General features: G+C 62.6%; 11 protein-coding genes and 1 pseudogene. 5 read left to right on the forward strand and 7 right to left on the reverse strand.

The window, feature by feature from the left end; all coding sequences use genetic code 11:
• Positions 1-2: 2 nt before the first annotated feature.
• Positions 3-842, forward strand: a complete 840-nt coding sequence (locus ACP2YO_RS35555) for a TIGR01459 family HAD-type hydrolase (RefSeq protein ID WP_426435751.1) — start codon at positions 3-5, stop codon at positions 840-842.
• A gap of 45 nt (positions 843-887) precedes the next feature.
• Here ACP2YO_RS35555 and ACP2YO_RS35560 read toward each other — a convergent pair whose 3' ends face one another.
• The 3 genes from ACP2YO_RS35560 to ACP2YO_RS35570 all read right to left on the reverse strand — a co-directional run bounded on the left by ACP2YO_RS35560 (position 888) and on the right by ACP2YO_RS35570 (position 6,761).
• Positions 888-2,135 carry an efflux RND transporter periplasmic adaptor subunit gene (locus ACP2YO_RS35560; protein WP_426435752.1) on the reverse strand — a complete coding sequence of 416 codons (1,248 nt, stop codon included), beginning with the start codon at positions 2,133-2,135 and terminating at the stop codon, positions 888-890.
• A complete protein-coding gene (locus ACP2YO_RS35565) occupies positions 2,132-5,323 on the reverse strand; it encodes an efflux RND transporter permease subunit (protein WP_426435753.1) in 3,192 nt (1,063 codons plus the stop codon). Before ACP2YO_RS35565 ends, ACP2YO_RS35560 begins: the two co-directional genes overlap by 4 nt.
• A 550-nt stretch (positions 5,324-5,873) precedes the next feature.
• Positions 5,874-6,761 (reverse strand): LysR family transcriptional regulator, encoded by an 888-nt coding sequence (locus ACP2YO_RS35570; protein ID WP_426435754.1) that lies wholly within the window; start codon positions 6,759-6,761, stop codon positions 5,874-5,876.
• 102 nt (positions 6,762-6,863) lie between these two features.
• Here ACP2YO_RS35570 and ACP2YO_RS35575 point away from each other — a divergent pair.
• The 4 genes and pseudogenes from ACP2YO_RS35575 to ACP2YO_RS35590 all read left to right on the forward strand — a co-directional run bounded on the left by ACP2YO_RS35575 (position 6,864) and on the right by ACP2YO_RS35590 (position 9,848).
• Positions 6,864-7,289, forward strand: a pseudogene (locus ACP2YO_RS35575) (DoxX family protein).
• Between the two features lie 39 nt (positions 7,290-7,328).
• Positions 7,329-7,799 carry a hypothetical protein gene (locus tag ACP2YO_RS35580; RefSeq protein WP_426435755.1) on the forward strand — a complete coding sequence of 157 codons (471 nt, stop codon included), beginning with the start codon at positions 7,329-7,331 and terminating at the stop codon, positions 7,797-7,799.
• Positions 7,792-8,412 (forward strand): TlpA family protein disulfide reductase, encoded by a 621-nt coding sequence (locus ACP2YO_RS35585; RefSeq protein ID WP_426435756.1) that lies wholly within the window; start codon positions 7,792-7,794, stop codon positions 8,410-8,412. Before ACP2YO_RS35580 ends, ACP2YO_RS35585 begins: the two co-directional genes overlap by 8 nt.
• Positions 8,413-8,621: 209 nt before the next feature.
• On the forward strand, positions 8,622-9,848 hold the full coding sequence (locus ACP2YO_RS35590) for an ABC transporter substrate-binding protein (RefSeq protein WP_426435757.1): 1,227 nt from the start codon (positions 8,622-8,624) through the stop codon (positions 9,846-9,848).
• Between the two features lie 87 nt (positions 9,849-9,935).
• Here the strand turns inward: ACP2YO_RS35590 and ACP2YO_RS35595 are convergent, their stop codons facing one another.
• The 4 genes from ACP2YO_RS35595 to ACP2YO_RS35610 all read right to left on the reverse strand — a co-directional run bounded on the left by ACP2YO_RS35595 (position 9,936) and on the right by ACP2YO_RS35610 (position 13,929).
• Positions 9,936-11,129 (reverse strand): adenylate/guanylate cyclase domain-containing protein, encoded by a 1,194-nt coding sequence (locus ACP2YO_RS35595; RefSeq protein ID WP_426435758.1) that lies wholly within the window; start codon positions 11,127-11,129, stop codon positions 9,936-9,938.
• 165 nt (positions 11,130-11,294) lie between these two features.
• Positions 11,295-11,957 (reverse strand): glutathione S-transferase family protein, encoded by a 663-nt coding sequence (locus ACP2YO_RS35600; RefSeq protein ID WP_426435759.1) that lies wholly within the window; start codon positions 11,955-11,957, stop codon positions 11,295-11,297.
• Positions 11,957-12,700: an SDR family NAD(P)-dependent oxidoreductase gene (locus tag ACP2YO_RS35605; RefSeq protein WP_426435760.1), complete on the reverse strand. Its 744-nt coding sequence runs from the start codon at positions 12,698-12,700 to the stop codon at positions 11,957-11,959. The genes ACP2YO_RS35600 and ACP2YO_RS35605 overlap by 1 nt, the downstream gene beginning before the upstream one ends.
• 29 nt (positions 12,701-12,729) lie before the next feature.
• On the reverse strand, positions 12,730-13,929 hold the full coding sequence (locus ACP2YO_RS35610) for a CaiB/BaiF CoA transferase family protein (RefSeq protein ID WP_426435761.1): 1,200 nt from the start codon (positions 13,927-13,929) through the stop codon (positions 12,730-12,732).
• Between the last annotated feature and the right edge of the window lie 306 nt (positions 13,930-14,235).

Consider the following 14,235-nt stretch of genomic DNA (forward strand, 5'->3'; position numbering starts at 1 on the left):
CCATGAAACGCATCGCCGGATTGCGCGAGATCGCCGATCAGTTTGATCTCTTCCTGGTGGACCAATACGGCGTCCTGCATGACGGCATCGCGCCCTGTCGTGGCACGATCGACGGACTGGCCAGGATTGCGGCATGCGGGCGAAAGATCATCCTCCTGACCAATTCCGGAAAGGGCGCGGCAGCAAACCTAGCCCGCCTCCGTGCGCTCGGCTTTGCCGACTGCCATCTAGATGCCGTCGTCAGCTCCGGCGACGTGGCCTTGCAATGCGTCAAGAACGGCATATTGGGGCCGCCGTTCACCGCCGGCGCGAAAGCCTGCGTGATCGGCCGCCGCGACGATCGCTATGCCTTCTCGTCTGATGACTTCGAACTGGTCGACCGGCCGCAAGACGCCGACTTCCTGGTCTTCGCCGGATCGGACGCGCCCCGGACGCCGCTGCAAGCCTATCACCGCGACCTCGCAGGTTCGGCGAAAGCGGGCGTACCCGCGATCTGCATCAACCCTGACATCACGATGATCCGCGATGGCGAGCTCGTGCCTGCCCCCGGCGCGATCGCGCGGCTCTACGAAGATCTCGGTGGCGCGGTCGAGTATATCGGCAAGCCTCGCCTGCTGATCTTCGCGCACGCGGTTGCGACCGCAGCGTTGGCGCCCGATGCGCGCGCCGTCATGATCGGTGACAGCCCGGAGCATGATGTTGCCGGCGCCCGGCCGTTAGGGCTGTCAACGCTTCTGGTGCGAACCGGCATTCATCGCGACCTGCCCGAGCAGCAACTGCTGCGATTGTGCGAGAGCTGCGGCGGCATCCCGGATTTCCTGACGCCGGCCTTTGAATGGTGACGCCTGGACCATTTTTGCCGCGAACCTCGGCCCCGCTGGCGTCGGTCAGGACGTCCGCGTCGGCCCTTGCCTGGTTCTCACCTTGGCACCGTCACTGAGATCGACCGCCGGATTGAGGATCACCTGATCGCCGCGCTTGACGCCGCTGTTGACGAGGACCTGACGCCCGAGGTCGCGGACCACGCCGACCTTGCGCAAGTGCACCACGCCCTGCTCGACGACCGCGACCTGCACGCCTGCCTGGTTGAAAATGATCGCATCCGCGGACACCGTGAAGCTCGGCGTCTTGCGCGGGACATGCAGCTCGATGGTGCAGTAGATGCCCGGCGTCAGCGCGCCATCCGGATTCGGAATATCGATCTCGGTGAGCAGCGTGCGCGAGCCGGGATCGATCGCGTCCGCAATCCGCGTCACGGTACCGTGAAACGTGCGGTCCGGGATTTCGGCGACGTGGACCGCGGCATCTATGCCCGGGCGCAATCCAAACGCCTGGTCCTGCGGCACGAACACCTGGGTACGAATCACGTTGCCCTGCATCAGGTTGAACATGAAGGTGCCCGATGTCGCATCGGCCTGCACGAGGCTACCGACATCGACATTGCGCTGGGTGATGACGCCGTCGAACGGTGCGACCACGCGCTGATAGGCCTTCTGCTGATGCAACACCTGAAGCTGGGCTTCCTCGGCGGAGATGTTGGCCTGAGCGACCGAAACAGCGGCCTCCTGGGCCTTCTGCGTCTGCTCGTCGATCGTACCCTGCTGCGCCGTCACCCATCCCTTTTGCACCAGCGGCCTGTCGCGATCCCAGGTGACCTTCGCAAGTTCGAGATTGGCTTGCGCCTGCTGCAGCGACCATTTGAGCTGGGCGAGCGTGGCCTCCGCTTGCGAGATCTGGTGATCGAGCTCCGGCGCGACGATCTCGGCCAGCAATTGCCCCTGCTTGACCTTGTCGCCGATATCGACCTCGCGCTTGGCGATGTAGCCGCTTGCACGTGCGAAGATGTTGGCGGCGGCAAAGGCGGCGGTCGTTGCGGGCAGTTTTACCACCTCGACATCGCCGCTGGGTTCGACGCCCTCGACGCGAACCTGCGGCACGAAATCGCGCTCCTGCTCGGCTGCGTCCGCGCTCAGGCGATACTGGGTCAAATGGGTCCAGGCACCGGAGGTGAGCGCGCCCGCCAGCACGATCACCACGCCGAGCACCATCAGGCGCCCTCGCCGTCCGCGCTTCCGTTCCGTCGGCAGCTCCACCGCCCGGTCGGTTTCGTCCTTGAACGGCCCGTTAAAGTTCATTCCAGCACCTCTTCAAATACGCCGTGATGTGTCTTGCCGTCATTGCCCTTGCGCAGCATGGCAAACAGATAGGGGACGACCAGCAGCGTCGTCGGTGTCGCGAACAGAAGTCCACCGATGACCGCACGCGCCAGCGCGGCGTTCTGCTCTTCACCGGCTCCGCCGATCGCCATCGGGATCATGCCGACGATCATCGCCGCGGCCGTCATCAGAACCGGCCTGATCCTGGTATGCCCGGCCTCGATGGCCGCCTCGAAGGCGGTCTTGCCGGCAAGCTGCTGCTCGCGTGCAAAGGTCACGAGCAGGATCGAGTTTGCGGACGCCACGCCGACCGCCATGATCGCTCCCATCAGCGACGGCACATTGAGCGTCGTGCCGGTGATGAACAGCATGGTCAGAATGCCGCACAAGGTCGCCGGCAGCGCCAGGATGACAACGAAAGGATCGCCGAAATTCTGGTAGTTCACGACCATCAGGAGGTAGACGAACACGGCGGCAAACAGCAGACCGATGCCGAGATTGATGAACGCGCCGTTCATGCTCTGGATCTGGCCGATGAGCTGGATGCTGTTGCCGGGCTTCAGCTCCTTCTGCAACTGTGCCACGATCGTGCTGATCTCGCTGGCCACGCCGCCGAGATCACGCCCCTGGACACTGGCGTAGACCTCGTAGACGGGTTGGATATTCGCCTGGTTGGCATTGGTCGGAATGCTGGTGCGCTTGAACGTCGCCACGTTGCCAAGCAGGCCCGGGATCTGGGTGTCGGTCTGGGTCGACGCGAGCGACGTGGAAACCGGCGTGTTGGCGAGATCGTTGAGGGAAGAAATCTGGTTCTCCGGCGTTTGCACGGCGAAATAATACGGGATGCCCGATTTCGGATCGGTCCAGAAATTCGGCGTCACCTGCTCCGAGGAGCTCAGGCTGACATTGAGGTTGGTCGCGATCGTGTTCGCGTTCAGCCCAAGCTGTACCGCCCGCGCGCGATCGATGTCGGCATAGAACGCCGGCGCGTCGACCTCCTGCTGCAGATGGGCATCGGCAATGCCTCTGATCGCGGCAATGCGCTGACGCAGCTCCCTGGCCACGCGCAGATTGTTCTCCCGGTCATAACCAACCGTACGAACGTCAATCTGCGCCGGCAGTCCGAAATTGAGAATTTGCGTGACGATGTCCGCCGCCTGGAAATAAAAGGTATCCTCGGGGAAGGACGCCGGCAGCACCTGGCGCAGCTTGTGTACATATTCGGCGGTCGGCCGATGGCCTTCCTTGAGCGACACCAGGATCACGCCGTCGTTCACGCCGATGGTCGAGCCATCAGTAAAGGCGAGATTGTAGGAGCGTGCCGGCAGCCCGATATTGTCCACGATCAGGTCGCGGTCGCGATCGGGAATGACTGCGCGGATCTTGTTCTCCACTTCCTGGAAAATCCGCTCCGTCGCCTCAATGCGGGTGCCGGCGGGCGCGCGGACATGAAGCTGGATCTGTCCACCGTCGATGACGGGGAAGAAATCGCGGCCGACAAGTGGAAACAGCACGACGCCAAGCCCGCCCATCAAGACCATGCCGATTGGAATAATGAAGCGGTGCCTGAGCAATTCGGTCAGCGAACGTGAATAGGAATGACGCATCGTCTCGAAGCCACGCTCAAAGCCAGCATGAAAGCGCGCGAACACGCCACGCGGCGCATCGCTGGACGGGCCGTGATGTTCCCCCTTGAGCAACAGGCCGATGACGATCGGCGTCAGCGTCCGCGACAGGCCGTAGGACGCCAGCATCGCGAACACCACCGCAAGCCCAAGCGGCGTGAACAAATATTTCGCCGGCCCATCGAGGAACACCACCGAAGTGAACACGCAAGATATCGCAAGCGTCGAGACCAGCGTCGGCACGGCGATGCCAGCGGCGCCGTGCAGCGTCGCCTGCGGCAAGGGCAGTCCCTCTTCGGTGAGCAGACGATGGGTATTCTCGATGGTCACGGTCGAGTCGTCGACCAGGATGCCGACCGCGAGCGCGAGCCCACCCAGCGTCATGGTGTTCAAGGTCTCACCGAGGAAATAGAGCACCACGAGCGAGGTCAGAATCGACAGCGGTATCGAGATCATGACGACGACGGTCGACCGCCACGATCCCAGGAACAACAGGATCATCAGCGCGGTCAGTGCAGCCGCGATCGCACCCTCGCGCAGCACGCCGACCACCGATTGCTTGACGAACACGGACTGGTCGAACAGTTCGGTGATCTGCATGCCGGGCGGCGCCGCGGCACGCGCCGCCTGCAGCGCCTGGTGCACGGCATTAACCACGGCAACCGTCGAGGCGTTGCCGTTCTTGATGATCGAGAGCAGCACCGAACGGCGGCCGTTGTCGCGCACCACATTCTGCTGGACCAGCCAGCCATCATGAACCTGGCCGACGTCCCTGACGAAGACGGTCGCCCCGTTCACGACCTTGATCGGGATGTTGTTGAGGTCGTCGATCGACGGCGGCGTGGCGTTGGTGCGGACGACATATTGCTTATTGCCGAACTTCGCCGTGCCTGCCGGAAGCGTCAGGTTCTGCGTGTTGACCGCATTGACGACATCGAGCGGCGTCAGGCCCTTTGCCAGCAGTTTTGCCGGATCGATATCGACCATGATCTGGCGGTACTTGCCGCCCGCAGGCGTCGGCAGGGTGATGCCGGGTATCGGCGCGAGCTGCTGGCGGATGCGGTAGATGCCGTAATCATAGAGCTGCTGTTCGCTCAGCGTGTCGGAGCTCAGGCTGATCTGCAGCACAGGTACGCTGGAGGCATTGAACTGCACCACGACCGGCGGCTGGATTCCAGCCGGCATCAGCGCGCGGATCGCATTGGTTGCCGACACGATCTGTGCAATCGCGAGGTCGAGATTGACGTCGGGCTGGAAGTAGATCTTCTGCACCGAGAGACCAGCCATGGTCTGCGCTTCGATGTTCTTGATGCCGTTGACGTTGGCGCTGATCGAGTACTGGCTGTAGGTGGTGACGCGCTGCTCCATCTCGGGCGTGCTCAAGCCCGTATAGCTCCAGATCACCGTCACCACGGGAATATTGATCTCGGGGAAGATATCCGTCGGCGTCTTGATGCAGGCGACCGAACCCAGAAACAGGATCAGGGCGGCGACGACGTAGAAAGTGTGCGGAAAGCGCAGCGCAAAACGAACGATACCCATGGCCCGTCCTCACCTATTCCAGGGATGTACCGACGGCATAATCCGCCGCAATATTCCGCGCTCGCATGCAAAAGGAGATGCAATCAGGATCAGGTTGCTTCCGGACATGGTCAGGCGTTCGCGTGCTAAAGACTTCGGGACAGCCCCGCCTGCGCGTTTCCCACGAATTCCTTATTGGAGACTGCTTCGAGTACCGCGCGACACGGCTGACGCACCGAGAGTTCGTCAAAGGCATCAGGCGCGCGGCTCGGCACCCTCAGATCAAGACGCATGTAGGACGGCGAGGCCCAATCCGCAGCCGGTGTTGCCGCCAAACCCATCAAGAACGCTTCTGATGGCTGACAAAATTCGGTGATGTGAAGCTGGGGGCCCACTCAAGATTAGTTGAGAACAATCTTCCTCATGTGCCGAGTGGCGTTCTCCGGGCAGAGTGTGTCGGCATGTGTCCGCGTGATGCGGCTGCTCTCCGATCGGCGCTGCGCGGGTCCGCTACGGCCGACAAGACGAGATTGTCCGGCGCCGCGGGGGCAACAGTTCAGCCTCGATCCGGCTACTTCATCCGCTTGTCTGCCGCGACGAAATCGATGAACGTCCGGACCTTGGCAGAGAGATATTTGCGGCTCGGATAGACCGCGAACAATCGACCATCGAAGATGACCTGCTCGGGCAGGATGTGCTCGAGGCGCCCGGCAGCGATGTCTTCGGCAACAAGCCATTGCGGAAGAACGGCGACGCCCATGCCTTCCAGCGCGGCCAAATGGAGCAGCGTTTCGTTGCCGCTCCGCAAGACCGGATTGAACTTGACCGTTTCGATACCGCGGTCTCCCTGGAAGGTGAGGGTCTCGCCCGGCGAATACAGCGCATAGTGCAAGAGGGCCTGGCCGGACAGTTCGGCCAGCTTTGTCGGCCGTCCGACGCGATCGAGATAAGCGGGCGCGGCGACCATGCGAAACGCGACTTTCGTAATCAGCCGCGCGATCAGCGCCGGGTCGGGTGTTCCCGTCGCGCGCAGGGCAAGATCAAAGCCCTCCTCGACCAGATTGACCAACCGTCCGCTCAGGTCGACGTCCAACCTCACGTCTGGATATTGGACCTGGTAGTCCGCCAAAATCCTCGCAAACATCGGATTGGCCATCCAGACCGGTGCCGTCAGCCGCAACATCCCGCGTGGGACAACGGTCGCCTTGCTGACCGCGGTTTCGACTTCGTCGAGTGAATCGAGCATCTGGCGCGTTTGCTCGAAATAGATGGCGCCGCTCTCACTGAGGCTGACGCGGCGTCTGGTCCGATTCAGAAGCCGCGTGCCGAGCCGCTGCTCAAGCTGCATCACATGCTTGCTCGCCATGGCGGGGGAGATGTTCAAGCGGTCCGCCGCGGCCACAAAGCTCCTCAGCTCAGCTACCTGGCAAAACACCCTCATACTGGTCAGCGTATCCATCAGATCATCAACATCTAAGAAATGAACCAATCCCACACCGCATGATGATCAATGATACAGAAACTATCAAATGGCGGCGACCGCAATGTTCAGGAGATCCCCATGTCGACCATGACTGAAACGGCCCCAATTGGACGCGCCCTCCGGATCAGCCTCTGGGTTGCCCAGACCCTCATCTTCCTCACCTTCGTCGCGGCCGGACTGGTGAAACTGTTGACGCCGATTCCGTAGCTCGCGGCCATGATGCCCTGGACTGGCGAGCATTCCGAACTCTTCGTCCGCGTCATCGGCGCGATCGATCTCGCCGGCGGAATCGGCATCCTGCTGCCGGCGCTCACCAGAATCCTGCCAAAGCTGACCGTGCTGGCGGCGCTCGGCTGCTCGGTGTTGCAGGTCTTCGCGATCATCTTCCACGTCTCCCGCGGTGAGGCTGCTGTCACCCCTCTCAACTTCGTCCTGTTGGCGCTCGCCCTGTTTGTGCTGTGGGGACGCGGCCGCACCGCGCCGATCGCTCCGCGCCGGTTTTGACGGACCGCCCTTGTCCAAGGCAGCAGGCCAGCAATCAAGATGATCTCCATTCCATCAGCATGGTCTCGCAGGGGACTGCTCGCCGGAGCATCGATCCTCACCGCGGCCGGGTCTCCCGCGATGGCGGCGAAGGAGGATCGTCTCGTCGACGGCGTCGTGATCCTTATCAGCAACAACGAGCCTTATGCGATGGGGCACGCGATCAGCTACTCAGCTAATCTGGCGAAGTATTTTGCCGGGAGAGGCGCCAAACTGCAGATCGAGGTGGTCGCGAACGGAAAAGGCATCGACGTGTTTCGGGCGGACAAGACCGCGCTCGCCGGGCCCTTGGCAGTGCTGCGACAATCGCTGCCGAATCTCACCTACAGCATGTGCGCATCCTCGAAGGCGATCGCCGAGGCTAATGAGCACGTCGTCATTCCGTTGATCGATGGCGCTGTACTCGTGCCTTTCGGCATCGGGCGCGTGGTCGACCTGCAGCTGAAGGGTTGGGCTTACATCCATGCGTGATGGGATCAACCGAGGCGGCGGGGCCCTGTCCCGGCGCTCGCTGCTGCTGGCGGCGCCCGCGTTCGGCCTCGCCTCGCTCCATGCCAGTGCTGCGCGTCCCAACGACGCGGACTGGCCTCCAATATTCGAGACCGGCCGCAACCAATTCACCGTTGTGAGGCCTCGGGCGCCAGTGCCGCCGTTACGGCTTCAGGACCTGCGCGGCAAGGACGTGCTGCTGGCGCCCAGACCGGGACGAATAACCCTGATCAACTTCTGGGCAACCTGGTGCTCCGCCTGCCGGCTGGATTTGACCACCATGGCGAGCCTCGCGCGGCAGCGGCGTGATGCGCTCGACGTCTACGCCATCTGCACCGACACGCGGGACGTCAGAAAGATCCACAAATTTCTCGACGGCGTGAATGCGCCCGACCTCGCATGCTACGTTGACGCTTACGCAGTCATTACCGCGCCAACCAATTCTTCCACTGCTGTCTTCAGCCTTGTCGGCATGCCCGTCACCTATCTGGTCGGAGCAGACCAGCATGTCGAGGGCTACATGACCGGGGCGGCAGACTGGCTCTCGGCCGAAGGCGCTCGCCTGCTGCAGTTCTATCGCGAGCAAGCTCCATAGGGGCTGGCGCCGTTGTCGTGGTGAGCGACATCAGGTCATTCTTCCTCGCGGAATTCCCTTGTACAGCAGACGATGGCGGGATTTGCACGAGCGTTCCGGCAATCGGAACGCAGTCAGATTCGCAGGGCGCCATGCCGGCCGAAGGGGTTGCCCGCGATGCGCGATTCCTGCAGGTGATCATTGGAAAAATCCGAACCTTTGGGAATGAAATGTCCAAGACAAAAAGCTCGTCTGTCCATGCCCTGATCGCAACCGCCGTCGCCTCTCTGCTGTTCACCGCAAATGCTGCACGTGCAGAGGATGGCGTTCTCAAGGTCGGCATCATCACCGACATGAGCGGGCAGTATTCCGACGGCAATGGCCCCGGATCTGTTATCGCCGCGCAGATGGCGGCGGAGGAAATCGGCGGCACGGTCGCCGGCCGCAAGATCGAGATCATTTCCGCCGATCACCAGAACAAGCCCGATGTGGCGACCGGCATCGTGCGCAACTGGATCGACACCAAAGGTGTCGACGTCATCGCCGAAGGCGTCAACTCGGCGGTGGCGCTCGCGATCCAGACCGTGACGCGCGACCGCAAGAAACTGTTCCTGATCTCGGGCTCCGGCTCGTCCGACCTCACCGGCAAGCAATGTTCGCCGACCAGCGTGCAGTGGACCTACGACACCTATGCCTCATCGAACGCGACCGCGAAGGCGGTGGTGGCGCGCGGCGGCACGCCCTGGTTCTTCCTGACGGCGGACTATGCCTTCGGCCAGGCGCTGGAGCGCGATGCGAGCAAGGCCGTGACATCCGCGGGCGGCAAGGTGCTGGGGGCGGTCCGTCATCCCTTCGACACCGCCGATTTTTCGTCGTTCCTGCTGCAGGCTCAGGCCTCCGGCGCCAAGATCCTCGCGCTCGCCAATGCCGGCTCGGACTTCCGCAACGCCGTGTCCCAGGCCGACGAGTTCAACATCCGCTCGACAATGCAGATCGTCGCGCTGCAGGTGACGCTCACCGACGTGCCGGCGCTCGGCCTGGCGCACGCGCATGATTTGCTCTTCACCGACTCCTTCTACTGGGACCGCACGCCCGAGACGCGCGCGTTCTTGCAGGAGTTCTTCAAGCGACACGGCGCCATGCCGACGGCGTACCAGGCCGGCGTGAACTCGGCGCTGCGGCACTACTTCAAGGCGGTCGCCGCGACCAACTCGGTGGATTCAGAAACGGTGATCGCGCAGATGCGCAAGACGCCGGTCAATGATTTCTTTGCCCAGAACGGCGTCGTCCGCGAGGACGGCCGCATGGTGCATGACATGTACCTGATGCGCATCAAGAAGCCGGAAGAGTCGAAGAGCAAATGGGATCTCTATGAGTATGTCGCGACCGTGCCGGGTGACCAGGCATTCCGTCCGCTCGATGAAGGCGGCTGCCCGTACGTGACCAAGGCGCACTGAGTGCGATGCCCGAGATTTTGGCCGGGACCGCCGGCATCATTGCCGATGGTCCAGCGCCAGGTTCAGGACGAGAATCTTCTGCGTCCTTCAGCCGTGATACGCGAACAGCTCGATCGGCTCACTGAATCCGCGCACCGCGTGTTCGCCGACGTGCTCGAGGTCGAATTTGCTCGCGACCAGGTCGGCGAAGGCGCGGGACAGCAGCACCTGCCTGCCCAGTTGCTTGGTGAGAGTCTCCAGGCGCGAGGCCATGTTGACGGCGGGGCCGATGACGGTGAAGTCGAGCCTGGAGCGCGAGCCGATATTGCCGTACATGACGTCCCCGACGTGGACGCCGATGCCATAGTGCAACGGCGCGCCTCCGGTCTCGCGATTCTTCTCGTTCAGCGTGGTCATGGCGTGGCGCGCCTCGGTCACGGCATGCAGCAGATTGGCGCAGGCCGACGGCTGGTCGAGCGGAAAAATCGCGAGCAGGCCGTCGCCCATGAATTTCAGGATCTCGCCGCCATGTCGCACGATCGGCTCCGACATCGCATCGAAATAATCGTTCAGGAGATCAATGACGTCATCGCGCGGCCAGTTATCGGAGATCTTGGTGAACTCGCGCAGATCGCAGATCATGATGGCGGCGCGCACCGTCGTCCCGCTGCCGCGCCTGGTGGCGCCGGCCAGGATCATTTCGCCGGCATGCGAGCCGACATAGGTCTCCAGCAGCGTGCGCGCCAGCCGGTTCTTCATGCGGATTTCACTGACCAGCGCCAGGATCGGCAGCAGTTTCGACAGGCTCGCGATATGCGCATCGTCGAAACCGCCGGGCCGGTCGGTCGAAAAGGCCACGACGTGCCGCTTTCCGAGCGTATGGTACATCGGCCACGCCACATAGTCGGTCAGGCCCGCCGACCGTAACTCCTCAAAGACGCCATGCTTGCGGCCGAGCGAAGCATCGCGTTCGAGATTCTCGCGTATCTCGACGACGCCGCCCTGGATTTCCTCCACGGGACTGCCGATATATTCGGATCGCTTGCTGACATCGTAGTCGACCCGCGTAATCGTGGCCTCCTGCATCCCGTCAACCCACAGGACCCGGGCGCCGAGCCATTGCGGGTGATGGATCAGGAGATGAAGCGACGCCCGCTTGATGGGAATCCCCGCGCGCTGCAGCCGGAGACACAGCTCGGCGAAAATATTGTCGATAAAGCGCTGGTCGCGCGTCTCGTTGGTCAGCCAATGGATGACGTCGTCGTCCGCGGCGACGGGATCGATGTTTGGCGGCGCGTTCATATCCTGCTCCTGGGCCGTCACCTGGATCGACGGTACGGGATATGTCGTGTCTCCGGGCGACGTCGTCAACCGCGTCGCGGCATGAGTTGCCCGATAACAGGCAAATCGACCCTGCCCGGCTCGCCGTCAAGCCCGACCAGGAAAAAGGTCCTCCTTTTTAAGTAATCAGCACGTTGCTGCGGGTTTCTTCGGCGTGTTGGCGGCCGCGGCGCGCTGGTAGGCCGGCCTCGCTCTGGTGCGTTCGAGATACGGCAGCGCGCTGTCGCAGATTCCGACACCGTAGTCGATGGCCCAGGTCAGACACGTCGTCAGGATGATGTCAGCGGTCGTGAACTGATCTCCCATCAGGTAGGTCCGGCCATCCGTGAGCGCGACGTCAACGTGCCGCAACTGCTCGCGGAAATATTCGGCCGCCTTGCTCACGACAGCGGGCGCCTCACCGTAGATATGCGCCAGCCCGTTATTGGTGCCGTGCCGACGCATCACGTAGAGGCTTGTCGAATCCAGTTCGGCGACGACGAAGAAACACCACTCCAGCCATTTAGCCTGCGATGATTTCTCGCGGGGTATCAGCACGTGATCCGGCGTCGAATAGGTTTCGGCAAGGTAGGCGACGATCGCCGCACTCTCGCCAATCCGGAAATCGCCATCCATCAGCAACGGAATCTTCTGCCTGGCGTTCAGCGCGGTATATTCAGGCGTCTTGGTCTCGCCCGAGCGCGGCAGGATCGGCCGCGATTCGTATGGCAAATCGAGTTCATGCAGCGCCCAATGAGCGCGGATGGTGCGCGAGGTGCCGACACCCCAGAGAACCAGTTTGTGATCCATCACCATGTCTCCACTGACGGGCGCAAGTCGAGCTCGTGCGTCCAGCCATCCCGGCTCTGCAGGTGCGAGAACCAATAGGCTTCGGCGATCGAGGAGGTCTTGGTCAGGCTATCCGGCGGAATGTCGGACGCGGAAATACCCTTTGCCGCCTTCATCCGCTGATGGATCGCCTCGCTGTCGACGCCGGCATCGATCAGGAGGTGAACGACATGGATATTCTTCGGGCCGAGCTCACGCGCCATCGACTGCGCGACCGCGCGCAAGCCGAATTTGGCCGAGGAAAATGCGGCAAATCCGGTGCGGCCCTTCACGCTGGCGGTGGCCCCGGTGAAAAGCATCGTGCCGCGGCCTCGGGGCACCATGTAACTTGCGGCTTCGCGGCCGACCAGAAATCCCGCGTAACAGGCCAGCTCCCAAGCCTTGAAGAACAGCTTCTCCGTCGTCTCCAACAGCGGTTTGCTGACATTCGAGCCAGCGTTGAACAGGCACACTTCGATCGGTCCGACTTCCTTTTCGACCTCGGCGAACAGCGCCTTGACGTCGTCCTCCTTGCGCGCATCGACCGAAAACGCCCGCGCCTTGCCGCCCGAGGCGTTGATCTCATCGACCACCGCTTGCGACTTGGCGGCTTCGCGCCGCGCGATGCAGACGGCGTATCCGCCGTGGGCGAAGCGTCTTGCGACGGCGGCGCCGATGGCGTCTCCGGCACCGACCAGCAGTGCGACCTTGGCTGCTTCTGTCATGGACTTGTTCCTCGCCTTTGCTTTTGATTCTAGGTCGCGACGCGGACGCTTCGATCGCCGATCATCGTTTCGATGTCGGCGTCGCTGTAGCCGAGCTCGCGCAAAATATCCTTCGAATGCTGTCCCACGCGGGGCGCCGGTCCGCCGATAACGGCTTCATTCAGCTCGAATCGGGCTGCCGGCTTCGGTTGCCGGACGCGGCCGACGGAAGGCTGCTCGAATTCAGCGATGATGCCGCGAGCGACGACTTGCTCGTTCTGGACGATCTCGCTTCGACGCAGGATCGGAGCGCAGGGAACATCCGCCGCATCCAGCCGCTCGAGCCATTCGGCCGTCGTGTGCTGCGCGATATATTCGGCCATCCTGTGGATGCGCGCGGTGGCATTCACCGAACGCGCGGCGGGCGTTGCGAAACGGGGATCCTTGACCAATTCAGGGTCGCCGGAAGCCCGGCAGAAGCCCTGCCATTCGGAGTCCGAAATGGTGCCGGCGGTGATGTAGCCGTCGCTGGTCTTGAACACGAGATCCGGCCGGTCGTTCGGGTCGGCAGCCGCCGCCTCCCGGCCGACGACCGTGTATTGCATCATGCCCTCCGGCCAGAGATACGAAACCATCACGTCGAGCATCGCGACCTGGATGTGGTCGCCCTGACCGGTTTTCTCACGGGCATAGAGTGCGGCCGCCACGGCCTGCGCCGTGTAGACCGACGTCGTCTTGTCGCAAACGATGGTGCGGATCATCTGGGGCCGGTTGGTGACCGGCTGCGACTGGATATCGGCAAACCCGGACAGGCCCTGGATGATGGGGTCGTAAACCCGCTTCTTGACATAGGGTCCGGTATCGCCGACGCCGCTGATCGACACGTAGATGAGGCGGGGATGACGCTTTCGGAGCTCCTCGGCTCCCAGACCAAGTCGCTCCATCGTGCCTGGACGAAAATTCTGCACCAGTACGTCGGCTTGCCCGACCAGCTTAGCCAGCACTTCCCGGCCGGCATCGCTCTTCACGTCGATCGATAACGATCGCTTGCCACGATTCGACGAGATGAACATGGCGGAGAACTCTCCAGCCTTGTCGATGGCGGCGCGGCTACGGCGGGCGCTGTCTCCCGTGATCGGCTCGATCTTGATGACGTCGGCGCCCTGATCGGCCAAAAACATGGTCGCGAACGGACCCGACACGACGGCAGTCAGATCGACGACACGGACGCCTTGGAGTGGACCTGACATGGGTTCTTCCTTTCCTGGAATGCTGATGGTCTTGCCGTGGTGCTTAGCGTGGTGCTTAGCGCGGTTCTTGGCGCGGTTCTTGGGATGGATCCGATCCCGGCTAGACGCTGAGGCCGGTCTTGGGTGGAATCTGTATATCGGTGCTGGTGGCAGCGACGGCCGTGATGACAGGCACACGGGCAATGCGTGCGACGCGTATGGTCGCTTCGGCCATGCATTCCTCCCTCGATCGCCACGACCCCTTGGTCGAGCTGTAGACCGCGCAGATCGAACTTCTCGATCGTCGGGCCGTTGTTAGCCGATCTC

This window comes from Bradyrhizobium genosp. P (genome assembly GCF_049949265.1).
Taxonomy (GTDB): domain Bacteria; phylum Pseudomonadota; class Alphaproteobacteria; order Rhizobiales; family Xanthobacteraceae; genus Bradyrhizobium.

What these genes read in the sequence shown, in the direction of transcription:
- ACP2YO_RS35570 (WP_426435754.1), bottom strand. Translation starts at nt 6,761, where the DNA reads ATGGATACGCTGACCAGTATGAGGGTGTTTTGCCAGGTAGCTGAGCTG.
- ACP2YO_RS35590 (WP_426435757.1), top strand. Translation starts at nt 8,622, where the DNA reads ATGTCCAAGACAAAAAGCTCGTCTGTCCATGCCCTGATCGCAACCGCC.
- ACP2YO_RS35580 (WP_426435755.1), top strand. Translation starts at nt 7,329, where the DNA reads ATGATCTCCATTCCATCAGCATGGTCTCGCAGGGGACTGCTCGCCGGA.
- ACP2YO_RS35560 (WP_426435752.1), bottom strand. Translation starts at nt 2,135, where the DNA reads ATGAACTTTAACGGGCCGTTCAAGGACGAAACCGACCGGGCGGTGGAG.
- ACP2YO_RS35585 (WP_426435756.1), top strand. Translation starts at nt 7,792, where the DNA reads ATGCGTGATGGGATCAACCGAGGCGGCGGGGCCCTGTCCCGGCGCTCG.
- ACP2YO_RS35600 (WP_426435759.1), bottom strand. Translation starts at nt 11,957, where the DNA reads ATGGATCACAAACTGGTTCTCTGGGGTGTCGGCACCTCGCGCACCATC.
- ACP2YO_RS35605 (WP_426435760.1), bottom strand. Translation starts at nt 12,700, where the DNA reads ATGACAGAAGCAGCCAAGGTCGCACTGCTGGTCGGTGCCGGAGACGCC.
- ACP2YO_RS35555 (WP_426435751.1), top strand. Translation starts at nt 3, where the DNA reads ATGAAACGCATCGCCGGATTGCGCGAGATCGCCGATCAGTTTGATCTC.
- ACP2YO_RS35565 (WP_426435753.1), bottom strand. Translation starts at nt 5,323, where the DNA reads ATGGGTATCGTTCGTTTTGCGCTGCGCTTTCCGCACACTTTCTACGTC.
- ACP2YO_RS35595 (WP_426435758.1), bottom strand. Translation starts at nt 11,129, where the DNA reads ATGAACGCGCCGCCAAACATCGATCCCGTCGCCGCGGACGACGACGTC.
- ACP2YO_RS35610 (WP_426435761.1), bottom strand. Translation starts at nt 13,929, where the DNA reads ATGTCAGGTCCACTCCAAGGCGTCCGTGTCGTCGATCTGACTGCCGTC.